The following is a 23,674-nucleotide window of genomic DNA, read 5'->3' on the forward strand; positions in this document are numbered from 1 at the left end:
ACCACCGTGTCAGGAAGTCAACCTGAAGACGGTGGTTTCTGCGTCAAATAAAAGCCGATTCACCTTGGGAGTTTCGAAAAGAATTTGGCGCGACAGAAGCTATTGAACGTCAGCCTGTATCCACACTCTTCCCATCCACGTGTCGATCGAGTACCATCCGTTCCACTGCTCTTGCGCTTGTACCTTTTGAGGCGTAAGTCCGCCGACGGGAGCTTCGTCCAAAGGGCTTCGATACATCGCCGCTTCCTTTGTAAGCTCAAGAATCCGATCCGTTTTCTGCACCTCAATCGGCTTTTGACCGGCATCCACCCATTTGTCACCCGCCCAGGTGGTCACTCTGCGCCAGTTGCCCCATACCGCGGAGGTTTGCACCGTTTGCGGCGTCAGCGATAGCGCCGTGCGGATCATTTTACCATTCCGCGATTCGTACAGCCGGGCGGTTTCCGGCAAATAAATCCGCCCCTGCTGTTCCCGCTCCGTTCCTTCTGCCTGCGGAGCCATAAAGCTATTGATTCCATTCACAACCCCCTGCGTCAATTGATCCAAATAGCCGGCATCCGATAATTTCTCATCTTCCTCCGGGTTGGTCATGAACCCCATTTCCACCAAAATGGTCGGCACCTCCGACCAGTTGAATCCGGACAAGTCGGACCGCGGCACAATACCTCGGGAAGCCGCTCCCGTAGCAGTCAGCACTTCGTTCAATACGTCCTGAGCGGCCTCTTTGCTTTTGGCGAATATCGGTTGGCTCCACTCGCTCCATGCAGGATAAAGCAAGGAAATGCCTTTCGTCTTCGAAGAACCGTCCCCGTCGGCATGGACGCGAACCGCCAAATCGGCGCGCGCCTGATTGCACATGGCCGCTCTATCTTTATTGGAGAGGTCCACTTCATGCGTGTCACGGGTCATGCGTACTTGATAACCGAGGGCTTCCAGCTTTGCTTTCATCAGCAGGGATGCCTCCAAGGTTACGACATATTCCGGCTTTTTCGTTTTAACGCCCCGGGTCCCCGAAGTTACCTTGGCCTTCATTTCCTTTGCCCCGGGACCTACGGGCTCAAGCCCGTTGTTCCCAGAAAGCTGATGACCGGGATCCAGACAAATGACCGGTTCGTTAGAATTTTTGGCTTCAGCACCGGCCGCCGGAGCAATGGACGCACTCAGCAATAAACCCGTTATAACGACAATAAACCCTAATCGGCGTGTCATTGAAGCTTCACCCTTTCGCTTGCGCTGCATTTTATGAATCATGTTCATTGCGCTTCCGTCCGTTTTTTATACGGTGTCCAGAAGTCTCCTCCCCAAGTATGGATCAAGACCCAATCATTCCACTGTTCCAGCGTACCGACCTTTTGAGGCGTCAGCATGCCTGCCGGTTCCTGATTCTCCGCACCGGGACGTTTGAATAAAGGTGTTGTGTCCTGCAACTCGATTTCTTGGACGAACTTCTCGGTATGCCCTTGAAGGTAAGATGTCTTATTGAGATGTACCCACTTCGTGCCCAGCCAGGTCGATATCCGGAACCAATCCCCCACACGAGCATCCGACACGACCGGTCCGGCGGGAGTCTCACCCCCTGTAGGAAAAGATTCGTTAGGACGGTTATACAGCTTGACCGATTCAAGCAGCTGGAGCTTATTCTCCACCGTCTCGATAGGATAGCGTTTTCGCGACAGCTTATAGCCTTCCGAAGCCAAGTACAAGCCCATCGTCTGATTTTCCGCCCAAATGTCGGTAAACGTCCAGAGAGGCAGTGCCGTTTCCTCATGATACGGCCCCAATTCAGCGGTAAATCCGGGGCGTCCGAATTGAGCGATAAACCAGTCCGTAAATCCTCCCCCGGACGGATAATCCTCCGGCTTGACCAAGCTATATCCTGTCATACCACTTAGGGTTGCAGCCATTTTCCGGTCCCGCTCCATGTTCTCCGGCTTGGTATGAAAATGCCAATACAGAACGCGCCCGGAAGTATGATACGATAAGGCAATTTCCGGATCGGCGTCATAGGTAAACCGGATCATGCTTTGCGCTTCCGCCGTTTCCGCAGGCTCCGAGCCCTTGTAATTTTTATACATCGGATATTTGGTCGAGTAACGAATTCCGGTCCATTCCGCGGGATACTGCCGGTTAATGTCTATCCCTTGCGCATTGGCTTTCCATCGGCTGAAATCGGAGCTGCCGCCATTCATGCTTAACAGTCCGGACTTCGCGCCTTCGGGAAAGGCATCGAGTCCCATTTGTTGAAGCGTCACACCGTCCGGGTTTACCATCGGAACAAACCAAATCGAGCAGTGATCCAACAACTCCCGAACCACATATTCGCCATATTTCATATTGTGCTCGTAAGCATAAGCATAGCGGTCGATCATATATAAAATGAGATTCGTTCCCATCCACTCTCTGGCGTGCTGAGACCCGTCAATCAGAACAGATGCTTCGCCTTTGCCCAGCTTGACCGCTATAATCTCCTTACCGTACGCGGTTTTGCCGATCGGCTTGACTTGAATGAGCTCCGGATAAGCTTCCGCCAGCTTACGGATATGCTCTGACATTAAATCGTACGTGTAGGTTTGGTAAGGGCTTGCAATTTCTTTGTTGACCGCCGGCTTCTCATCCGCAAAAGCGCTCTCATTTCCCAAATAGCCGGTAGCAACGAAGAGCGCCATGACAGCTGCCGCTATCGTTGTTTTTTTCCGTTTTGAATGCAAACTCATCTCACCTGTCCCATTTCTATAGTCTCATATTAGGACTTATTAACTATTCATAGCTAGTTCATTATAATAGATTTACAACATAAAATATATATTTTTTAGGTAAATTTCGACAATTTTCGATTTCATTTGCGTAACAAAAAAAGGGTTGAGGACAAAAGCCTCAACTCTCTTTTGTGTCCGACCATAGTCAGATGAAACAGATTATGATAAAATAAAAAACATCAAGTTTCATTATGCAATACTAAGTTTCATCAAATGAAACAAAAGGAGAGATGACGATGGATCGGGATCGGAGTGTTAAAGCGCGTGTTCAGGAGCAATTCGGCAAGCATGCGGAGAAATATGTCGCAAGCGAGGGACACGCGCAAGGAGACGACCTTGAGGTAATGCTTCAATGGCTCGATCCCCGGCCCGAGTGGCAGGCGCTCGATATCGCGACCGGCGGAGGCCATGCGGCCGGGAAGCTTTCTCCCCACGTCCGGCACATTGTCGCGACCGATTTGACCCGTCCTATGCTCGCCGCGGCGGCTGCTCACCTTGCGGGCCGGGGATACGATAACATTCTGTATACTGTTGCGGATGCGGAGCAACTACCGTTCCTGGACGCCGCGTTCGATGCGGTCACCTGCCGGATCGCTGCGCATCATTTCCCCAATCCCGCGCTCTTCATGCAGGAAGCGGCGCGCGTGCTGAAGCCCGGCGGACGATTCGTGTTCATCGACAACGTCGCCCCGGAGGACGATGCCTTGGCCGCCTTCATGAACCGCTTCGAGGGCTTGCGCGACCCGAGCCACGTCCGCTGCTTGCCGGTCCGCGAATGGAAGGTGCTGGCCGAAGCGTCCGGATTGCGCGTCGTTCACGAGCAAATGGGCCGGAAGCGGCACGCTTTTCCGTCCTGGGTGCGGCGGACCGCCGATACGGAGGAGCAGGCGCGGCAGGTCGAGCAGTTTATCCTTGGCGGCCCGGCTTCCGGCCGCGAATACTTTTCCGTGCAGGCCGACGAAGGCACCGACGGGGCGCTGCAATCGCTGCAAATCGACGATTGGCGCGTCCTTCTGGAGAAACCTGCACAGCCGTAACGTCCGGCAGACAGGCCGTGCCCAAAAGAAGCCCCGGCGCCCGCGTCCCCCTTCTCCAAGCATATGCGGCTTGGACAACTGAGGAAGGCGGAGGCCGGGGCCTCTCTTTTTCAAGCTTACAACCATTCCGGTCCCGCTAAGCGGGGTCCGGCTTTCCCGAGCCGCCGCCGGGGGCACCATACGTCACATGGCTTTCGAACGACGGATTCAGCGGCACGATCATGATGTGCGTCTGCCCCGGCCGGAATGCAGCTTCGCGGCCCTGCTCGTAATAGCGGACCGGATCGTTCGCCTGATCCCGCCTCCACTCCAGCGATTTCACCTTGCCCTGCTGGAACAGCAGCGCCGGACCTTTGCCGGTCAGCCGGACGTCGAGCCGGCCTTCCTTATCCAGCACCTTGTGATCGGTGCCCATCACGACCACATTGGAAGCGCTCAGCGGCTGATCGTTGTTCAGATCGGTATGCTTGCTGCCGTTGATCGACCGTTGGTACTTGCCACTTGCCGCGTCATACTCGTATGAGACGACATAGCTTTTCCACAAAAAGGTAACGTCCACCTTGGGAGCATCCTGCGCCGCCGTCCCCATCGTCCCGACCGCTTCCGTTTCGTTTTTCGCAAAAGCGTACACCGGTCCCGTCGGACCTTGCTCGTCCAGCCCCCGCTTTTGCGCGCCCGCGCGGATGTTCTCCAGATTCGTATACAGGTTGTGTGGAGCTTTCCGCGACTTCTCCCGCCAAAAATAAGGCCCGGCATTCGTAATTTCGTCCAGGTCGGCGATCTTCTCTTTCTGCAGCTGCTCATAGGCATCCGGACTGCCGCCGGCATGCACTTGAATGGCCCCGAAGCTTTTGCCGATATCGATAAAATAAGGCCGAATGCTGCGCACCGGACCGATCGGCTCCGCGAACGCGCTGCTCTGGAACAGCGCCACGAGCCGCGTCACCTCGCCTTCGGCAAGTACCTCGAACAAGACATCCGCCTGTGTCAGCCCGCTTTGGGGCCGCGCCGCGGGATGATTGTTGATCATGACCATCACCGGCCGGGCTTCGCTGGGCTGCAGCAGCATCATCCCGGTCAGCGGCGCTTGGTAGGCCGGCAGCTGAACCGTTGGCGTTGGCGGCGGGTCCGCGACGGGCTTCTCCGGCTCGATCGGCGCAGCGACGGGCTTGTCCGGCTGCCCGCCGCCCGTCAGGCTGCAGCCCGCCGCCGTCATGGCGAGGCAGCCCGCCAACAGCGCGAGCCTCCCCCGCCGCCAGAACCGGCTCCATCTTCTCCATCCTCTTCGTTTCATACACGTCACCTCATCTGCATGTCCTCTAGTAATCTATATTCTAGCGAGACTTGATTTAGAAGCGATTTCGCGCAAAAAGACGAAAAATGAGCGCTTTTCATTATATTTAACGCGTTCTCATCCCAAAGGTTTCCAACGTCATCCGAATCTCCAAACCATTCGCAGCAGGGAAAAAGGAAAAACTGTCGAAAATAACCATTTGAGATGCCGCCGTTGTCCGAAATCGTAACGACCGGTTGGATCAAAAGATTATGTTTGCGGTTCGCTTGTCCATCGCCATCAGGAGGTGTCTTATGATTGAAGTTCTTCCCCTGCTGCTGAACACCTTTATTATTATTCTATCTATCTTTTTTTATCAAATCGTTTGTCTCGATAAGGACAGACCGGAGCGCACCAACCGATGGTTCCTGCTCCTGTTCTCCACCGTAGCGATGGTGATGTGCATGGCTTTTCCGATCCACTTGTTTTCCGGGCATATTTTCGACTTGCGCTATGTGCCGATTCTGCTTTGTTATTTGTACGGGGGCCACCGCAATCTGCTTTATATCTCCATCGCTTATCTCGCCTTCCGGTCGCTGCTCGGCGGAGAAGGCATGGTGACATCGGTGATCGTCTATGCGATTGTGTTTCCACTGATGATCATCTTCGGTCCCTTCCGGCCCGCCCAGCGCAAACTCAAGCGCGTACTCCACGGCACCGCTTTAACCGTCGTCTGGGCACTTATAGCCGTCCTGTTCTCCAACTTACGCGCCGGAAGGGAAGACCTTCTCTTCAATTGGTTTCCGATATACTTAATCCTTGTCACAACATGCACCATGGCGATGTCGCTTTTCATTCTGGAGGGAATTTGTGAAAAAATGAAGCTGCGCAAAGAAGTGGAACGCGCGGAGAAAATGTATCTTGTCGGAGAGCTCGCCGCCTCGTTTGCCCATGAAATCCGCAATCCGCTCACCGTTGTAAGTGGCTTTTTGCAATTGATGGAAAAAAATCAGATTGCGGAAGAAGCCAAGCCCGATTACTTGCGTGTGATGATTACCGAATTGGAGCGAGCCCAAGCGATCATCTCGGATTATTTGGCGATTGCCAAGCCGAAGACCGATTCGATCCAGCTTATCCAGGTAGAGCCGCTGCTAAGGCAAATCATTGAATTGATGTCCCCTTACGCGCTCATGAATACGGTCAGCATCGCCAGCTCCATCGAGCAGGGTCTTCAGCTCAAGGCCGATGCTTCGCGGCTCAGCCAGTCGCTGATCAACATTGTCAAGAACGGCATTGAAGCGATGCCGGATGGAGGAACCTTGGAAATCAAAGCGCATCGGAAACAGAGCAAGCTGTTGATTGAAATATCGGATCAAGGCGTCGGCATGACCCCGGCGGAGATCGACCGACTCGGCACCCCGTTTTATACGACCAAAGAAAAAGGCACCGGGATCGGTACTATGGTCGCTCTCGGCATTATCGGAAGCTTGGGCGGCCGCACCGAAGTGCACAGCGAGAAGGGAGCCGGAACGACCTTCGCGATCATTTTGCCCCTTCAGTCGGACTCGATATCAGAATGAGCAGTAGGCTTGCGAACGGTCGATCAAGCGCGAACGCTCGAAGGCGGCGCCTTCATGAGCATGTCCCGCCGACGGGTTAAGCAGCTGCGCGGTCAAATCGGCCAGAGCGACTTCCGCGATGTCCGTGCGCACCGGTCCCCACGCCGCGGCATGACTCCGAACGTAGCTGACGGCTTCGCAAATGGACAGCCCCTTCAGCTTCAGAAAGACCGAAGTCCATCGCACGATATCTGTGTACGGCTGCGTGTTCGGCACGACGTATTCCGTCCATCCGTTCATGCCGTGGCAGGACAGCTTCAGCAGCCCGCAGTTGCAATCGCGGCAATTGCCCGCGATGCGCGCCTCAATCAGCCGGCAGTCGAACCGGTATACCTCGATAAGCCCGATCCGGCTCGTCGACAAGACACCTTCGTTAACTTCAGGCAGGGGATCGCTTAATTTCAACATGAACAATTTCTCCTTTTTTTTAATTAAAATGGTATATTTTAGCGAAATAAAAAAGACAAAAAGAAGCCCAAGAGCAGAGAAACTCTACTCTCGGGCTTCTGTCACAGGAAATCACACAGGATGCAGAGGCACGATCGTCGTTCTCTCTCAATCCGCTTACGAGGTTAGCTGTCGGATTCGGGCTTGAGAGTGCCCTACCCTTGCACTTGCAAAACAAGCGCGAAAGGATTCACCCCATGAAACCGTCCTTCCTATCGGCGGTTTCGATTGGTTCCCCCGCTTCCCGGTTCGGGAATTCAGCGTTTGTTGGAATATCAAGTTGTTGACATGAATCATACGCCGGTTGCGGCGCAAAGTAAAATCCGAAACCGCACGCTATTTTTGATCTTTTCGCTTTTTTTCCATGTGGAAACGGATTCATATGGGTCCGGCATTGATTATCGATACAAAAGCTGCACGATTCGTCGCTTTTCATCATTTTCAAGAAAATCGAAGAAATACAGAGATTCATGCAGAATAACGAAGATCGGCCTCACTTTTTTTCTTCCAAATATATCCTAAGGCCGAATATGCGCCGCGGCGTTTCTTTACACCGGCTAAATCGCAGGCGTATGATACGACTCAAGTTGATTCGAAAATCCAATCACATCGCTTAATTTCCTTAACAGGAAAGCGGGGGAACCAAAACAAGCGATGAGGCGCACACCGAGAGCCGTGCCGCCCCATCACATTGGGGTGAATCTTGATCGCGCATGCCGCACATGCGCCAAGTAGGGCGACTCTCACCGCCCGAACCCGTCAGCTAACCTCGTCAGCGTAGTCGAGAGAGGCATCGCTATTCACGCGCAAGACACGGCTTGTTTCCGTGCCTTAGAAGGCTGCAGCGGAGCTCTTCTACTCCCGCAGGCTTCTTTCGTATTGCCTTCTCTCCTCATATCCCTTAGGAGGAGAAAACGATGGAACAGGAACAGCAATATATTTTGGTATCCGCCCCCAACAAACCCGGCGAAGCGTTTATCCGGCGGCTCAAATTCGGCAGCATTCCGTTTGCGGTCATCGTCAACAACAAAGCCGAACAGACCCGGCTGCAGGAGCTTGGGGTCGAGCGAATTGTGATGGTGGATACGAACGAGGAGAATACGTGGCTCATCCCCGAATGGCCAATCGGAAAAATATTTTTGTTCGAGAACAGCCTGACCCTGTGCTGCCGCTATATCCGCATATGCCGCCCTTGGACCTCGGAACCGCTGTATGTCATTACGCAATCGAACCATCCGCGCATGATTTATAAAGGACTCGGCGCCAACTACGTGATTCATACGAACAGCGGCGAAGTATCCTTTCTGATCCATTCGGCGCACGAATAGGCTAACTGAACATCCACGCGCCTAGACTAAGCGTCCCGTACTGATACTTCTGGTACAGCAGCTTCGCCCGTCGGCTGCGGTCCGCCGTGCCCATCGCGATCAGCAGAGGCGCGAAGTGCTCTGCCGTCGGCACAGCCAAGGAAGCATGCGGCGCCCGCCGCTCATAATCGAACAAGGCATCCGAGTCCCACACCGTAATCCGGTCGTACAGCCAAGCGTCGAATTGCTTCGCCCACAGCTCGGCGGCATCGTCCTGCCAATGCAGCGTGCCGGGATGATGCACCGTCCCGCCGCTGCCGACGATCATGATCCCCTCGCTGCGCAGAGCTTGCAGTGCACGGCCGATCCGGTACTGCTCTTCCGGCACCAGCAGCGGATTCACGGACAAATGGACGACGGGCACGTCCGCCGCGGGGTGCATAAGCGAGAGCAGTGTCCATACGCCGTGATCGAGTCCCCGGGTATCGTCCAGAGCGAAGGCGATCCCTTCGGCATAGAGCAGCCGCCCAATGCCCATGGCAAGCAGAATGTTCCCTTTCGCAGGGTACGAAATGCCGTACAGCTTCTCCGGAAACCCGAAAAAATCGTGCAGCGTATCCGGTTCGGCCGCCGCACCGATCGTCTGGACTTCGCTTTCCCAATGGGCGCTGAATACGACAATCCCTGCGGGCTTCGGCAGCTGCGCCCCGAGCGATCTCAAGAAACGGGAATAGCTATGCGGCTCCGTCACAAGTGTCGGCAGGCCATGAGCGAGAAAAAAGGACGGGTACATTCGCGCATCATTCTCCTTTTCGAGATCCATTATATCGTATTCATCCGCTGACGGAGAGGCACCAATCCACTTCAGCTCCAGAGCTCGATCCGGCTGGTCGATACGGCAATCGCCCCGGCGTTGAACAGAACGGGCAGCTCCTCCTTCTTTTCGACGAATCCGCCCAAAATGATATCGAGCCCCGTTTCATTTTTGATCAAATTCAATTTGGGATAAGAGAAGCTCGGTAAAATCTCGATATAGTCCGGCTTCACCTGAGCGGCCGAATTAATAATCGTGCGGATCGAGTGGGAGTCGATAATGAAGCCGCGCTGAATGGCGCTCAGCCCGTATTTTTTGGCGTGAAGCAGGCAGGATGTCCGGGTACTGATGATCCCGTCGATTTTAATCACCTTGGATAAAAAATGAATCGATGCCTCGTCGTCTTTAATCCCCTTCACCATCTCCAGGTGAAGGTATATTTTTTTGTTCGCTTGCTTGACCGCCCCTACGATGTTTTGTAATTGGATTAATTCTCCTTCCAGCAAAAAAATGACCTCGTGCGGCGAAGCGAGCGCCTTCTCCAATTCTTTGAATCCCCGGACAGCGGGAATCATGGTGTTCGGCTTCAACATAAAATCCTCCTTCGATAAAAATAGGCATTTTCTTCTAGCGCATACGTTTCGATCCTTTTTAACATACCCCGTCGGGAATCGGAAAACAAGCGAAACCGTGCTGCCGCCCTTCTTCGGAAGAAGGGTACGACAGCACGGCCCGGTCACTGCTTATTCTTCGTCTTTCTCCCACAGCATCGTACGATCTACGGCTTTTTTCCAGCCCCGGTACAATTTCGCCCGGGTCGGTTCGTCGATGCCTGGCTCGAATATGGTATCCGAACCGGCGCGCGACGCGATTTCCGCTTTATCCCAAAAGCCGACGGCGATTCCCGCCATGTAAGCGGCGCCAAGTGCAGTCGTTTCGGTAATTTGCGGTCTTTGTACGGCAACCCCGAGAATGTCCGCCTGGAATTGCATCAGCAAGTTGTTTGCGGTCGCCCCGCCGTCGACCCGCAGCGATTGCAGCTTCAAGCCGGAATCGATCTCCATCGCCCCCAATACGTCTTTCGTTTGGTAGGCTAGCGAATTTAGCGTAGCCCGGATGAGATGCTCCTTCTTCGTTCCGCGCGTCAAGCCGAAAATCGCGCCTCTGGCGTACATATCCCAATAAGGCGCCCCGAGTCCCGCGAAGGCCGGCACGACATAGACGCCGTCGGTGTCCTTAACTTTGCCCGCATAGTACTCGGAATCGGACGCCGAGTCGAACAGCTTCAGCCCGTCGCGCAGCCACTGAACCGCCGCGCCGGCGATAAAGATGCTTCCTTCGAGCGCGTATTCCACCTTGCCGTCCATGCCCCAGGCGATCGTCGTCAGCAGCCCGGATTTCGATTCGACGGCCTTCGTGCCGGTATTCATCAGCATGAAGCAGCCGGTGCCGTACGTGTTCTTCGCCATCCCCGATTCGAAGCACGTTTGTCCGAACAGCGCCGCATGCTGGTCCCCCGCCACACCCGCAATCGGGATTTCCGCACCTCCGAACGTATGCGGATCGGTGGAGCCGTATACGTCTACCGACGGCTTGACCTCCGGCAGCATCGAATGCGGAATGTCCAGCTCTTGCAGCAGCTTTTCGTCCCAGCAGAGCTGTTTGATATTATAAAGCATCGTGCGGGAAGCATTCGTGTAATCCGTCGCATGCACTTTCCCCCGCGTCAAATTCCAGATGAGCCAAGTGTCGACGGTGCCGAACAGCAGCTCTCCACGGTTCGCCTTCTCCCTCGCCCCTTCGACGTGGTCCAGCATCCACTTGATTTTCGTTCCGGAGAAGTAAGCGTCTACAACGAGCCCCGTGTTCTCCCGGATGTAAGGCTCCAAGCCTCTCTCCTTCAGCTCGTCGCAAAGCTCGGCGGTTCTGCGATCCTGCCAGACGATGGCGTTGTGAATCGGCCTTCCCGTATTTTTGTCCCAGATGACCGCCGTCTCCCGCTGGTTGGTAATCCCGATCGAGGCTATTTCCTGCGGGCGTACGCCTACCTTTTCCAGCACCTCGCGCGCAACGCCGCTTTGCGTTCCCCAAATTTCCATCGCGTCATGCTCGACCCAGCCAGCTTTGGGATAAATTTGCGTAAATTCTTTTTGAGCGGAGCCGACGATGCTGCCGTTACGATCGAACAAAATGGCGCGCGAGCTGGTCGTTCCTTGATCAAGCGCAAGCACATATTTTTTATCCATGATGATACCCTCCCGTATAGTTAAAATGTTGGATATACATGTAGCCTATGCGTCAGCTTCCGAAAACCGCATAATAAAATAGCGTTCCGAGCGAGCCGCCGACCAGCGGACCGACAATCGGAATCCAGGCATAGCCCCAGTCCGAAGAGCCCTTCTTCCCGAGCGGCAGCACCGCATGCGCGATGCGCGGACCCAGATCGCGGGCCGGATTCATCGCATAGCCGGTCGTTCCTCCGAACGAAAGCCCGACGCCGACCAGCAGGAAACCAACGACAAACGGGTTCAAGCCGTCCGTAAATTTGTTAGCGCCAATCGCCAAAATGCAGACAAACAGGATAAACGTAGCCAGCACTTCGCTGATCAGGTTCGCGAACGGGCTGCGGATGGCAGGTCCTGTCGCGAAAGTTCCGAGCTTCGCCCCGGTATCCTCGGTCGCTTTCCAGTGCGGCAAGTACTGCAGCCATACGAGACAAGCTCCCAGAAACGCCCCGATGAATTGCGCGGCAATGTAAGACGGAACCTTCTCCCAAGGGAATTGTCCGGCCATGGCCAGCCCGATGGTAAAGGCGGGATTCAAGTGCGCGCCGCTGATCCGGCCGACCACAAAAATCGCAATGGCAAGCGCGAGCCCCCAGCCCATCGCAATGACAATCCAGCCCGAGTTCTGCGCTTTGGATTTGTTCAGACTCACTCCGGCGCATACCCCATCGCCGAATAAAATTAAAAGCATCGTCCCCAGCAATTCCCCCATAAACGGAGTCATCGGCCTACCTCCTGGCATTATGTTTTGTTTTGTAAACCCTTTCAAACATGTGCTTTAAAGAAAGACTTCCCCACTTAATTGATCATAGATCAATATGTTTTGCACCCGAGCCCTTGCATGAAGAGCCCCTCCTTTCCAGGATAAGACAAAAAACAGCCATGATCCGAAATGTGGAAAGCTCCACTTTGGACGATGGCTGTTCTCATCTTCTCACAGCAAAACTGTTTACTTGTGATTTTCATTATAGTATATGCGCATCGTTTCGTAAACCCTGTATCCCCCAAATTCCAATTATTTGAATGATACGCCAATTGCATCCTAGACCATCCGTATCTTGTTAAAGAAAATCGGTTGTTACCGTTATCCTCCGTGTTTGTGATACGATAGATTGCAAAAGAAGCAGGACAGGAGGCATGACATGCGCAAGCTCGTATTTTTCCTGGGTCCCGCCGGCGCGGGCAAGACGACCTTGGCCAAAGCCTTGGTCCGCAGACGCCATGCGGCTTTGTTTGATATGGACACCTTATCCCGGCCCGCATCGGAGGCGATTATGACCCTCTCCGGGCTTGACCCGAATGACCGCGATTCCGACGTTTACAAAATACGCTGCCGGGATCTGGGCTACCGCATCACGATGGACGCCGCCCTGGAAAACGTGGACCTCGGCATGAATGCCTTCGTCATCGGCCCGTTTACCCGTGAGCTCGAAGATCCGGTATGGCCGGAGAAGGAACTGCTGCGGATCGGCGCGTCGCTGCGCGATGTGGACGTCAAAGCGATCCTCGTATCGCTTCCCGGCGAAGAGCATTACCGCGAGCGCATTCGAGGTCGAGGCTTGGCCCTGGATGCATGGAAGCTGGAGAACTGGAGCGATTTCAGCCGCTCCCTTGCGGTTCGGGAAATCCGCTGGAAGCTGCCGGCCTCATCGATTCTCTCGTTCGATAACGCGGGCCCCCTCTCGGAAGAGAAGCTGCGGCAGGTCGAGCGATTTATTTACGGCGACGAATCGGAAGACTAAAGCGCAGCGCTAGCCTAAAGCAAAAGGCCCCTCATTTCCGAAGGGGCCTTTTTATCGCTATCATTACAGCTGCGCTTGTACCCAAGCTTCCAGCTCCGTCAGCGGACGGAGACCTACTTGCGTACCGACCTCGACGCCGTTTTTGAACAGCTTCAGCGTCGGAATGCTCATCACGCCGTATTGTCCGGCCGTTTCCGGATTGTCGTCTACGTTTACCTTCGCGATCTTCAATGTATCGCCGAGCTTGCCATTCAGTTCTTCAAGTACCGGGGCGATCATTTTGCAGGGGCCGCACCAAGGCGCCCAGAAATCGACCAGCACGACACCTTCTTGGATCGCATCCTTAAATTCCGCATCTTTCACATTGACAATAGCCATCTCAACCACTCCTTAGTTTAATTTTTAAGTTTAACGCAGGTTTTCCAGATTGAATCTGAACGGAAACCGGGAAGCCGGAGCCTTCCACCCGCTCGGTCCGGGAGGACTCGGCTTCCGCTCTCCCGCCGCTTGCGCGGACGCCGAGGGCAGCATGGCGCTCAATTCTTCAAACCATGCCTGATCCCGGGTTTGCAGCGCCAGCTCGATCAAATCGTGCAGCGCCGCTTCATCCGCGGACAGCCCGTCGGGCTCGGGCAGCCGGGTTACTTTCGACTGCCGGGCCTCCGTCACAAAGCCTACCGCTTCGGTGCGGTCGCATTGCGTAATCCGAACCCGCAGCGCGCCATTTCCGTCCGTCCATTCGACATATCCGATAAACCTTTCGTCCTTCCAGGAAGTCCCGCTAACCCAATCGCCTTCCCGAATCAGCCCATGATTTGCAGCCGCCATGTTGATCACCCTCCCTTTTTAACACCATTAAACGGTTATGAAGTCTCTGAAACGACTGAAACTATTTTGATAACAGTTGCGTTAAAAAAAATTAGCTCTTTCTCTGCTGCTTCGCGAGGACGCGTTCCAGTACGTCTTGAATCGTCAGCCGCTGGAGGTACATTAGCATCTGCTCCTCTGCTTCCGTGAATATATGATCCATCACCTCGGTCATATTGCACGCGACGAGGCAGTCTTCCTCCACATTCCCCGAGCACCAGGACGGCTTGATCGAACCGAACGACGTGGCGCGGTAAATCTCGGCAAGCGTGACCTCGTCCGGACGGCAGTTTAACGCAAATCCTCCGCCGCTGCCTTCCTTGGTCGTCACGTACCCCTGCTTGCGCAGACAGCCCATCACCTTGCGTACACGGGCCGGATGCGTATCCACATTGTGGGCGATCATATCGCTGGTGGCCATATGATCCGGCCGATAGGCGAGCAGCACGAGGCTGTGGACGGCAATCGTAAATTCGCTGTTCACCGGGCGGCTCCCTTCTCTCCGTTCGCTTACTGTAATTATAATAATAACAGTTACTTTTGTCAAATCCGCTTATGCCCCGTTCTGAACGACAAAACAGAGCCGTCCCATCATCCCGAGAGCCGGCTCTGTTCCGCATTTGCCCAATTATTGATAGAAGTTGCTGCGGGCGAAGTTTTGATTTTGCTGTGCTTGAAAGCTCGCCTGATTCAAGTGTACGAGCGTCTGCTCCAGCTGATTGCAGATTTGCGCCATTTGCTGCATTTGCTGTACTGCCGTCTGGTGGCCTTGCAGCGCCGTTTGGATCACTTGCACCGCATGCTGCTCGCGCTGCGACAAAATTTGCAGCTGCTGCGCATTTTGCTGCTCTTGCTGGAGCAGCTGCTGATAATTCGCGCTCGCTTGATCCGTTTGCTGGATCAATTGTTGAATCATTTGCTGGCAATGGTTCAATTGCTGAGTAGCGTTGAACATGGACGAAATTCCTCCTTGGCATGCTTTCTGGAAATCGTTGGCTTCTCATTTAGCCCATTTTAGTATGCATGCTCCCTTTCGTCCTTATTCATCCCTACGCAAAAAATTTTTTGCCGCTCCCAACCTCGCTTACAGCGTCCATTCCTCCGACAACTGTACGTACAGCTCGATCAAAAAAGCCGTCGATTGGGCCACATACAGCTCCCGTTCCAGCTCCAGCTTGGTTCCGAGCCGCTCGGCTACCTGCCAGGAGAGCTCCTCGCGCTTGAACTTATCCAGCGAGGGAAGGCGTTCCACGAACGTGGACAGCAGCAGCCAATCCTCCCGCTCGATCCGCTTGCGGAACGCTTCGGACAGCTTCAGCTCATACGTCAGGCGAATGCGATTCTTGTCCAGCCACTTCTGAGTCCGCTTGCGAAGAGCAAGCCGCTCATGCTGCATATCCCGGATGACGAGCGTGCCTGCGGCCAGGTCGCCGATCCGTTTGTCCATCGGATGGAAGAACATCCACAGCATGCCGACAAAGTAAAAGGATGGCAGGAAATCGATCAGCCGGAAAAAATTGCGGATGATGGCCGACAACAGCGTTACCGGCTGGCCGTTCTCTTGAATGACGCGCAGGCCCAGCCATTTTTTGCCGAACGTATGCCCGCCCATATAATATTCTGCCAACGCGTAGTAGCCGCCGATTAATAAAAAGCTGAGCACGATCAGGAAAGCAGCGGCATATTCCCCAAGCGCATCGTCCAAGCCGATGTCCAGCAGCATCAGGATCAAACCGATCAGCAGGCTGATTGCCCCGAAAGCTGCCAGCAGCAGTAGATTGTCTATAAGCTGAGCGGCCGTCCGGCTGCCGATGCCCGCCGTCCGAAACTGGAGCCGGACATGCTCCGGCGTCACGATTGACGCTTCCCTGATATGAACTTCGTTCATTTCCCCGCTCCTCCTTTCCATTTTTGTGGTAATATTGAACTATTCGAGAGACGGAAGGAGATCGTTCGCACCCATGAACATCCAGCGCTTTATCCGCGAGCACAAGCCCGTATGGACCGAGCTTGACGGACTGCTGACCCTATTCGAGAAAAAGCGCCGCACGGTACAGGCCCCGCAGGTCGACCGGCTGACCTTCTTGTACCGGACGGCCTCCGCACATCTGGCCTACGCGCAAACGTACTACCCCGGCGACGAGATCGGGCTTTACCTCAATCAGCTCGTAGCGCGGGCGCACCATGCCCTGCATGCCGAACAGTGGAAAACGTCCCATCGGCTCGGCGATTTTTTCAAGCGCCGGTTTATCGGCTACGTGCTGGAACGCAAACGGTTCATTGCGCTTGCGTTTCTGCTGTTTATGGTCGGAGCGCTGTCCGGCTTCGCGGCCGTCTGGCAGGACCCGCTGAACCTGTACGCACTCGTATCCCCCGAGATGGCCGACGGCATCAATCCCGAAGCGGTGGGCAAAAACCACGGCGAAGTGCAAAGCGCCGTCATGTCCACGTCCATCATGACCAACAACATCCGTGTCGCCGTTCTTGCGTTTGTGAGCGGCATCACCTTCGGGCTGCTGACGGTCTACGTGCTGTCCTACAACGGCATCCTGATCGGCGCGCTAACCGCCGTCTTTTGGCAATCCGGCAAAAGCTACGTGTTCTGGGCGTACATTTTGCCGCACGGCGTCATCGAGCTGACCGCCATCTTCATTGCCGGGGGCTCCGGCTTGTATATGGGCTACCGGATGATTAACCCCGGACCGTATACGCGAAAATATATGTTTCTGCGCTCCGTCAAGGAATCGGCGCTCCTGATGGTCGGCACGATTCCGCTGTTCGTTATCGCCGGGATTATCGAAGGCTATATTACGCCATCCGGGTTGTCTCTGGAAACGAAGTACATCGTCGCGGGCGCCACACTGATTGCTCTGGCACTGTATGTCGCTTACGGACGTTTGAATGAACGCAAGCATACGCAGCTTATAGCCGAAGACACTGTCCCAAGGGACGAAGCCGGAACGAGGACGGCGGACCTCTTCTCCTCCCCGGCCTCTATATCGAATCGTTCGATTTAAGGTCCAGATACCGGTTAACCGCCGTCCAAGCCAGCTGCCCGACGGGAACGTCCACGATGTCGATCCCGCCGGCGGCCATCTCCGCAGCAACCGTTTGCCGGTCGACGGTGAACTTGTGCGCCACGCTTTTTACATAAGCTTGGCGCCTACCTGCCGTCTCGGCCGACGCCCACCGCTGCAGCACTTCATCCCGCAGCCCGAGCAGCAAGATCCGGTGTTGCCGCTTCAGCCGCATCAGCAGCGGACGCAGCCCCTCCTCGAACATATAATTGTCCATATCGGAGAACAGGACGGTCAGGCTCCGTTTCTTTTGCACGCGCAGCAAATGCTGCAGGGCCGTACTGTAACTGGCTTCCACAAAGTCGCTCTGCAGGTTGTAGACTGCCGCCGTCAGCGTCTGCAGATGGAGAAGTCCGCTGTCCGGCGGCACATACGCCTTCACCCGGTTCGAGAAGGCGAGCAGTCCTACCTTATCCCCCTGCTTGAGCGCTACGGCGGCAAGCGCCAGCGCCGCTTCGAGCGACACGTCCAGCTTGGTCCGGCCGTCCAGCTCGATCCCCATCATGCGTCCGCAGTCCAGCAGGATGGTGACGACCTTGCCCCGTTCCGGGCGGAATACGTTCGTCATCAGCGTACGGGACCGCGCCGACGCTCTCCAGTTGACGAACCGCGGGTCGTCATCGGGGACGTATTCGCGAATCGCGTGAAACTCCGAGCCGGACCGCTCCTTCCGGTAAATCCGCCTTCCTTCCAGCGTCAGCTGATTTTGCATCGAAGATAAAATGCCGCGAACCCCCGACATATCGGGATAAATGCGGATCGTCTGCTCCAGCTCCAGACGCGCCTGCTTCTCCCACAGCCCGATCCGCCCTCTCAGCCGGAGCCATACCGAGCGAAAATGATATTCTCCCCGCTCGCGGCCCAGCGTCCTGTAGCGGATTTCCGCCGCCTTCCCTCCCCAGGCCGTCGTCAGCGGCTCTCCCGGCGTAACGAACGTCTGCGGCAGGTCGTCGGCCATCGTCAGCCTCAAGGATACCGGCTGCGGGGCTTCCGCGCGCACCGTCACCTCGAACGGGCTGCCGATATCGGCCTGCCCGGGGAGGCTGCGGCTGACGCGCAAGCTGCGCCGCCTGGGGAGCAGCGACAGATCGAGCACGCTCAGGCCGAGCAGCACGCCGCAGACAAGCCACTGCACAGCGGCTCCAGCCCCGCTCCCGGCGGCATAACCCACGCCTACAAGAACCGCCCCCGCGCCTGTCAGCAGGGCCATGCGCGGCGTCGGCACGATCAGACGCTTCTCAAGCGCGTCAACGAGGGACCGGAATCGTGGCCAGCGTTTCCTGGATGAAGTGGTCACCGGTCTCTCCCTCCAATTCAACCTGCGGCGTTAGCAGCAGACGGTGCCGCAGCGCCGGAACGGCTACGGTCTTAATATCGTCCGGCGTGACGAAGCTGCGCCCGTCCAGCAGCGCCCAGGCACGGGCCGCTGTCATAAGCGCAATCCCCGCCCGCGGGCTCGCCCCGAGCAGGAGCCGCTTGTCTTCGCGGGTTTTGCGGATGATCACGGCAATATATTCGACCAGACTGTCCTGCACGACTACCTCTTGCATCTCCGTACGAAGCTGCTTCAACCGGTCCAGCGAGAACGCGGCGTTCTCCTTCCTCTCCGCAGCGGCGAAGAAAGGAACGTGTTCTTTTAAAATCGCAAGCTCCGATTCCAAATTCGGATACGATACGGTCAGCTTGAATAAAAAGCGGTCCAATTGCGCTTCAGGCAGTGGATACGTGCCTTCGTACTCCACCGGGTTCTGCGTCGCGACGACGAAGAACGGATCGGGCAGACGGTACGTCGTACCCTGAATCGTCACCTGCCGCTCCTCCATCGCTTCCAGCAGAGCGGCTTGCGTTTTCGGAGGCGTACGGTTAATTTCGTCGGCCAGCAGCAGGTTCGTAAAGACCGGACCGCGGACCGTCTGGAATTCGTTGTCTTTCATATTGAAAATCACGCTGCCGGTAATGTCGCTCGGCATCATGTCCGGCGTGAACTGCACCCGGCTGAACGAACCGTCCGTCAATTCGGCAAGCGTGCGTACCATTTTCGTTTTTCCAAGCCCGGGAACTCCTTCCAGCAACACATGCCCCCCGGCCAAAAAAGCGGTCAGCAGCAGACGAATATTGTGCCGCTGTCCGATCACGCTCTTCTCCATCTGTTCCAGCAACTGCTGCAATCGGCTCACTCCCTCTCCAGTCTACGGATCACGCCATCGGCCATCCGGCTGTCTTTCTCGAACTGCTTCGGCGAATAGCTCGCCACTTCCTCGGCGGCCTGCCAGCTTCGCATCACCGCCGCAAGCTGCTCCAGCTCCCCCTTGCTCAAGTGCGGCTTGGCGGCCGCAAGCACCTGCGTTACGGTCGCATCGAGGCGTACGCCCCATCGCTCGCGCATGAGCCCGCGGATATATCTCGCTTGGTGTGCCAGCGCTTCCCGCGCCAGCTCGCGGCGCTCGTACCACCCTGCGGCGGCGAGCAGCGTCTCGTCCCCGCGCCGCACCATCCATGCGCGCGGCGTATAAGCCGGCCCGAAGCGTACGCCCTTCATCCAGAGCCACAGCAGCGCTCCGAGCGTCAGCTGCAGCAGCACCGCGAGCAGCCAGCCGGGATATACCGCAAGCAGGCCCGGCTTTTCGTAAAGCCCGTGATGATACTCGTCGAACCATAGCCCCCCGGTATCCGGGCTTGTCTGTATGTACGGCCGGATCAGCTCAAAATGCGAATACTCCAAAATGCGGTCGTTCCTCATCCACTCCGGGACGAGAAGCAGCGTCATGCTGCCCTGCCCGACTTCCGTGCGTCCCGCAATAATGCCGCGCTCATCCTTCAGCAGCGGTTTCATGCCCGGCGCTTCCTTCAGGCGGTAAGCGGATGCCACCTTCCCGCTGAGCCCAGTTCCCAACTGACCTGTCAAGTCGGTGATCGCCACAGCGCCGGAACCACCTTCCCCCGTCTTCGTAAGGGAGAATCCATCCATTTCTGCCGGCGCGTCATGAAACAGCACGAGCTCATTGCCCCCGCTTACCCACGTGCGGATCTCTTCCCATTCCTTGGCCCCCAGCGTATACGGTTGAATGACGATCAGCTTATGACGCCCCCCGCTTGGCAGAGACCGCCAAGGCTGTTTCCAGGCTTTGACGGGTGCGCCCTGCTCCTTCAGCATCGTAAATACCGCTTTGGTACCGTCGCGGTCGGCAGAAGTCGACAGATACGGAGGAAGATCCGGCAGATCAGGCTTGACCAGAACGTATCCGAACAGCAGAAAGGCGACGATGCTGACCGCCAAAGCGATCTGCAGCTTGTTCCGCTTAAACATAACCCGCCTCCTCCCGCCGGTACGGCGCCAACAGCTCGGTCATCCGTCCGTATTCGTGCGCTCCCGCCGTACCGCCTCCGTAATAGACGAGCTCGAACAAAGAAGCGGCCTGCTTGAACGACTCGACCGCCCCCGGCTGCCGCTCGTACAGCTCCTCCGCATATTCGCGGTTCGTCTTCCACCGCTCCGCTCGCACCCATTCGCGTTCGTCCATCAGCAGAAGCATCGCCAGAAACGTCCGGCGTACCGCCTCCGGATAATCGCCCTCCGCTGCACATTGCTCCGCTTCCCGGAGCAATGCGGCGAAGGAGCGGTCCAGCTCCGCAGCACTGCGGAACACGCTGCGCCGTCGGCTGCGGCGAAGAAGGATCAGGCCGCGCACAAGCCAGACGATGGCCGCCACAAGGACGGCAAGCAGCAGACCGAGCAGGACGTAGGCGAGCACCTTCGGAGTGCCGGGCGGAACGGACATGTCCGGGAACAAGTCCATCACCTTTCGCCACATCCGCTCCAGCCACTCGATGACGGGATTCCGTCCGTCGCCTCGCAAATACGCCGTGTATTCGTCGCGTTCCAGAATGCTTTCCAGCTGTTTTTTTTCCGCTTTCCAATCGTCGCTATTCATCTTTCTTTTCCGGCTCCTTCGAACCGTTGGCATCGGCCGACTCGCGTTCCGGCGACGGGTCCTCGGGACTTCCGTTTTCCCGTCCGGCAGGCGTAGTCAAGTCCGGAGCGCGGACGGCTTCCCCGGCAGATCCGACTCGGTCCTGCACAGCTCCGCTCGTGTGCCCTGCTGCCGCCTCTCGCGCCGCTTCGTCCGCAGTGTGCCCTGCCCCGGCTTCCGCAGCATAGGCAGAGCCGCCGGCTTGCACGGAACCGGACGCATATCCCATTTCTCCCGACTGGCCGTTGTATGACCCGTACGACTGACCGGCGGCAAGCATCTGCTCCAGATCAGCCCCCTCATTGCGCACCCGCAAATCGAAGTACGTCACCGCATAAGGGATCATATAGATCGGCGTGATCAGCAGCGTCAGCACAATGTAAATCAATTGGCCGAGCAGAGACAATTTGAATACCGCGATCAGAAGCGCATAGGCCCCCATCATAAAGACGCCGTAAATAATCGACAGGACGAGGTAAATGCCGAATATACGCCAAAAGTTCCCTTTGGTCAGCCTCCAACTTCGGCTTAGCGACGAACGGGCGCCCTCCAGCGCCACGACCGGCAAATAAAAGCCGAAACGGATAGCGAAAAAGCCGATCCCTGCCATCACCAGCAGCGCAACCAGCAAATACATACCGACCAGCAAAACAACCAGCACGATGCTGCTGCCGAACGGATCGGAACCCAGTTCGGAAATGCCGGCGCCGATGCCGATCGTTACCGCGGCGACAATAATAACCCCGAACACGACAGCAGTAGAGATCGCCATATATACGCCCATGAGAATCAATCCGAACAGCAGCGTATTTCCTACCATCGGCCAATAACGGGAAAACGAGCTTCTCAACAGCTCTTTGAAGCCCACGGAAGCTCCATCGGCGGCGGCGCGGACCAGATGAAGCTGTGACGAGATCGCTGCCGGAAATACGGCCAGCATGTATAATGGCATCAGCAAGAACGAAAACAACAGCAACCCTATACGCAGTTCGTCGCCCGATCCGCTGGCTTCGGCGAAGCGGTCTATCGAATCGGCAATCGTTTCCCCGGATTCCGGAAGGAGCGAAACGCTGCTCACATCGAAGAGCACCAGGTTTTGCAAAAGATAAAGCGGGCCGAAAAACAGCAGCATCAGCAAGAACGTCACCGTAAAATGCTTGCGGTAGATCTGAAAGCTCCTGTCCAAAATCGCACCGATCCCCATCGGCCTTTCAAATGAAATCATTGATCGCTCCTCCTGCCCCACATATTCGACATCATTATACACGAACTTCCAAGGGGATAGCACCAATAAATTACAGAATGCAAAAAAGCCGGCCGTCTGATTCGACGGCCGGTCCGGGTGCTGCTATGGGTGTTTAAGGCTTCACGTCATACATTTTGTACAAGCCGTCCAACATCAGGTTGGCAGCTTTGACGCCGCCCGCCGTATTCCAAATGACATCGTCCACTTTGAACACTTTATTGTTTTTGACGACCTTCAAGTTTTTCCAGAGCGGATCGTTCATCCATTCTTCTTCCTGCTTGGTTCCTTTGCCGTCGCCGGTCTCATAGGTGAAATAGATGACCCGGTCGGCGGCTTCCAGCTCCGTCAGCCGTTCTTTCGTAATGTCCTCGAACGCCTTCTCGTCGTTCTTGGCATCGGAGCGGGCAATGCCGATTTGCTTAAAGATAACGCCGGTAAACATATTGCCGTAGTAGTAACGGGTTTTGCCGCCCATGAAGCGGACGACGGCCACTTTCTCGCTCAACTTGCTGCCGGCTTTTTGCTTGAAGTCCTCGATCCGCTTATCGAATGCGGCGATGATCTTCTCGCCCTCGGCTTTTTTGTTCAGTGCGTCCGCATACAGCTTGAAGTTGTCTTTCCATTCGCCGCGCAGTGTTTCCGAATAGACGGTCGGCGCGATGGCTTTGAGCTGGTCGTAAATTTTTTCGTGGCGCATTTTGTTGCCGATGATGAGATCGGGCTTGAGCGATGCGATCAGCTCCAGGTTCGGCTGCTGCTCGCCGCCGACCACTTTGACGCCTTCCATATCGGCTTTGATATGATCGAACCACGGATTGCCGGTGTACGATTGCACCGCGCCGATCGGCTTCACGCCGAGCGCAAGCAGCGCCTCCGTCCCTTCGTTGGTCAAAATGACGACCTTCTGCGGGTTTGCCGGAACCTCGGTTTCGCGCATGGCATGCTTGACTTTGCGCTTACCGTCCGCTTGGGCCGGTGCCGCAGCTTCTCCGGATTTGGCACCCGACTGCGCTGCGGGCTTCTCACCGCAGGCCGTCAGCCAGACGGACAATAATAAGACGACGGCAAGCAGCGCCGCCGGTTTTAGACGAAATGACCGGTTAAGGGAAAACATATGCGACCTCCTGATCTCTGGTTGTTCTTGATGTCTTCATTATAATTGCGAATGCCATAAATAATTGATAATCATTATCATTTACTTGGTTAATATTACTGAGCAGCGGCTTGCTTGTC

General features: G+C 55.9%; 24 protein-coding genes and 2 riboswitches. Of the genes, 5 read left to right on the top strand and 19 right to left on the bottom strand.

Going from position 1 to position 23,674, the window contains the following annotated elements; all coding sequences use genetic code 11:
- Positions 1–99: 99 nt before the first annotated feature.
- On the bottom strand, positions 100–1,209 hold the full coding sequence (locus tag ET33_RS36630; RefSeq protein WP_081890455.1) for an N-acetylmuramoyl-L-alanine amidase: 1,110 nt from the start codon (positions 1,207–1,209) through the stop codon (positions 100–102).
- A gap of 44 nt (positions 1,210–1,253) precedes the next feature.
- Entirely contained in the window at positions 1,254–2,708 is a 1,455-nt protein-coding gene (locus ET33_RS23005; protein ID WP_051775542.1) for a M14 family zinc carboxypeptidase, read from the bottom strand.
- A gap of 284 nt (positions 2,709–2,992) precedes the next feature.
- Here ET33_RS23005 and ET33_RS23010 point away from each other — a divergent pair, with 284 nt between their 5' ends.
- Positions 2,993–3,793 (top strand): class I SAM-dependent methyltransferase, encoded by an 801-nt coding sequence (locus tag ET33_RS23010; RefSeq protein WP_036687358.1) that lies wholly within the window; start codon positions 2,993–2,995, stop codon positions 3,791–3,793.
- Between the two features lie 136 nt (positions 3,794–3,929).
- Here the strand turns inward: ET33_RS23010 and ET33_RS23015 are convergent, their stop codons facing one another.
- Positions 3,930–5,087 carry a DUF3048 domain-containing protein gene (locus ET33_RS23015; protein WP_051775543.1) on the bottom strand — a complete coding sequence of 386 codons (1,158 nt, stop codon included), beginning with the start codon at positions 5,085–5,087 and terminating at the stop codon, positions 3,930–3,932.
- 293 nt (positions 5,088–5,380) lie between these two features.
- Between ET33_RS23015 and ET33_RS23020 the strand changes: the two genes are divergently transcribed.
- A complete protein-coding gene (locus tag ET33_RS23020) occupies positions 5,381–6,646 on the top strand; it encodes an ATP-binding protein (protein ID WP_051775544.1) in 1,266 nt (421 codons plus the stop codon).
- On the opposite strand, the gene ET33_RS23025 is transcribed toward ET33_RS23020, so the two are convergent.
- Positions 6,638–7,093: a hypothetical protein gene (locus ET33_RS23025; RefSeq protein WP_051775545.1), complete on the bottom strand. Its 456-nt coding sequence runs from the start codon at positions 7,091–7,093 to the stop codon at positions 6,638–6,640. The two genes, ET33_RS23020 and ET33_RS23025, sit on opposite strands and share 9 nt — an antisense overlap.
- Before the next feature lie 137 nt (positions 7,094–7,230).
- Positions 7,231–7,405: riboswitch (cyclic di-AMP (ydaO/yuaA leader) on the bottom strand.
- A gap of 327 nt (positions 7,406–7,732) precedes the next feature.
- A riboswitch (cyclic di-AMP (ydaO/yuaA leader) is annotated at positions 7,733–7,925 on the top strand.
- A 124-nt stretch (positions 7,926–8,049) separates the two neighbouring features.
- Between ET33_RS23025 and ET33_RS23030 the strand changes: the two genes are divergently transcribed.
- Positions 8,050–8,460, top strand: coding sequence for a hypothetical protein (locus ET33_RS23030; protein WP_036687361.1), 411 nt, complete (start codon positions 8,050–8,052; stop codon positions 8,458–8,460).
- Position 8,461: 1 nt separating this feature from the next.
- Here the strand turns inward: ET33_RS23030 and ET33_RS23035 are convergent, their stop codons facing one another.
- From ET33_RS23035 to ET33_RS23050, 4 genes are all read right to left on the bottom strand, one after another.
- Positions 8,462–9,232 (bottom strand): DODA-type extradiol aromatic ring-opening family dioxygenase, encoded by a 771-nt coding sequence (locus tag ET33_RS23035; protein WP_036687365.1) that lies wholly within the window; start codon positions 9,230–9,232, stop codon positions 8,462–8,464.
- A gap of 71 nt (positions 9,233–9,303) precedes the next feature.
- Positions 9,304–9,846 (bottom strand): glycerol-3-phosphate responsive antiterminator, encoded by a 543-nt coding sequence (locus ET33_RS23040; protein WP_036687370.1) that lies wholly within the window; start codon positions 9,844–9,846, stop codon positions 9,304–9,306.
- A gap of 150 nt (positions 9,847–9,996) precedes the next feature.
- Positions 9,997–11,499 carry a glycerol kinase GlpK gene (gene glpK, locus ET33_RS23045; protein WP_036687373.1) on the bottom strand — a complete coding sequence of 501 codons (1,503 nt, stop codon included), beginning with the start codon at positions 11,497–11,499 and terminating at the stop codon, positions 9,997–9,999.
- Positions 11,500–11,551: 52 nt separating this feature from the next.
- On the bottom strand, positions 11,552–12,262 hold the full coding sequence (locus tag ET33_RS23050; protein WP_036687375.1) for an MIP/aquaporin family protein: 711 nt from the start codon (positions 12,260–12,262) through the stop codon (positions 11,552–11,554).
- A gap of 418 nt (positions 12,263–12,680) precedes the next feature.
- On the opposite strand from ET33_RS23050, the gene ET33_RS23055 reads away from it, so the two are divergent.
- Entirely contained in the window at positions 12,681–13,280 is a 600-nt protein-coding gene (locus tag ET33_RS23055) for an AAA family ATPase (protein ID WP_036687377.1), read from the top strand.
- Between the two features lie 63 nt (positions 13,281–13,343).
- Here the strand turns inward: ET33_RS23055 and trxA are convergent, their stop codons facing one another.
- The 5 genes from trxA to ET33_RS23080 form a co-directional block, all read right to left on the bottom strand.
- Entirely contained in the window at positions 13,344–13,658 is a 315-nt protein-coding gene (gene trxA, locus ET33_RS23060; RefSeq protein ID WP_036687380.1) for a thioredoxin, read from the bottom strand.
- A gap of 30 nt (positions 13,659–13,688) precedes the next feature.
- Positions 13,689–14,108 carry a hypothetical protein gene (locus ET33_RS23065; RefSeq protein WP_051775546.1) on the bottom strand — a complete coding sequence of 140 codons (420 nt, stop codon included), beginning with the start codon at positions 14,106–14,108 and terminating at the stop codon, positions 13,689–13,691.
- A 91-nt stretch (positions 14,109–14,199) separates the two neighbouring features.
- Complete coding sequence (locus ET33_RS23070; RefSeq protein ID WP_036687383.1) at positions 14,200–14,631, bottom strand: RrF2 family transcriptional regulator; 432 nt, start codon at positions 14,629–14,631, stop codon at positions 14,200–14,202.
- 144 nt (positions 14,632–14,775) lie between these two features.
- Positions 14,776–15,102 carry a hypothetical protein gene (locus ET33_RS23075; RefSeq protein WP_036687386.1) on the bottom strand — a complete coding sequence of 109 codons (327 nt, stop codon included), beginning with the start codon at positions 15,100–15,102 and terminating at the stop codon, positions 14,776–14,778.
- Positions 15,103–15,231: 129 nt separating this feature from the next.
- Positions 15,232–16,035, bottom strand: coding sequence for an RDD family protein (locus tag ET33_RS23080; RefSeq protein WP_036687388.1), 804 nt, complete (start codon positions 16,033–16,035; stop codon positions 15,232–15,234).
- A gap of 73 nt (positions 16,036–16,108) precedes the next feature.
- On the opposite strand from ET33_RS23080, the gene ET33_RS23085 reads away from it, so the two are divergent.
- Positions 16,109–17,164 (top strand): stage II sporulation protein M, encoded by a 1,056-nt coding sequence (locus ET33_RS23085; RefSeq protein WP_036687389.1) that lies wholly within the window; start codon positions 16,109–16,111, stop codon positions 17,162–17,164.
- Here the strand turns inward: ET33_RS23085 and ET33_RS23090 are convergent.
- From ET33_RS23090 to ET33_RS23115, 6 genes are all read right to left on the bottom strand, one after another.
- Positions 17,142–18,521, bottom strand: coding sequence for a DUF58 domain-containing protein (locus ET33_RS23090; protein WP_036687391.1), 1,380 nt, complete (start codon positions 18,519–18,521; stop codon positions 17,142–17,144). The two genes, ET33_RS23085 and ET33_RS23090, sit on opposite strands and share 23 nt — an antisense overlap.
- Positions 18,472–19,392 (bottom strand): AAA family ATPase, encoded by a 921-nt coding sequence (locus ET33_RS23095; protein ID WP_036687394.1) that lies wholly within the window; start codon positions 19,390–19,392, stop codon positions 18,472–18,474. Before ET33_RS23095 ends, ET33_RS23090 begins: the two co-directional genes overlap by 50 nt.
- 5 nt (positions 19,393–19,397) lie before the next feature.
- Positions 19,398–20,531 carry a DUF4350 domain-containing protein gene (locus ET33_RS23100; protein WP_036687399.1) on the bottom strand — a complete coding sequence of 378 codons (1,134 nt, stop codon included), beginning with the start codon at positions 20,529–20,531 and terminating at the stop codon, positions 19,398–19,400.
- Positions 20,524–21,156, bottom strand: a complete 633-nt coding sequence (locus tag ET33_RS23105) for a DUF4129 domain-containing protein (protein ID WP_036687401.1) — start codon at positions 21,154–21,156, stop codon at positions 20,524–20,526. Before ET33_RS23105 ends, ET33_RS23100 begins: the two co-directional genes overlap by 8 nt.
- The gene (locus tag ET33_RS23110) at positions 21,149–22,420 is read right to left on the bottom strand and encodes a hypothetical protein (protein WP_051775547.1); all 1,272 of its coding nucleotides are present in this window, start codon (positions 22,418–22,420) and stop codon (positions 21,149–21,151) included. Before ET33_RS23110 ends, ET33_RS23105 begins: the two co-directional genes overlap by 8 nt.
- A 133-nt stretch (positions 22,421–22,553) precedes the next feature.
- Entirely contained in the window at positions 22,554–23,555 is a 1,002-nt protein-coding gene (locus ET33_RS23115) for an ABC transporter substrate-binding protein (protein ID WP_051775548.1), read from the bottom strand.
- Positions 23,556–23,674: the final 119 nt, after the last annotated feature.

The sequence above is a fragment of the Paenibacillus tyrphae genome (genome assembly GCF_000722545.1).
GTDB lineage: Bacteria > Bacillota > Bacilli > Paenibacillales > NBRC-103111 > Paenibacillus_G > Paenibacillus_G tyrfis.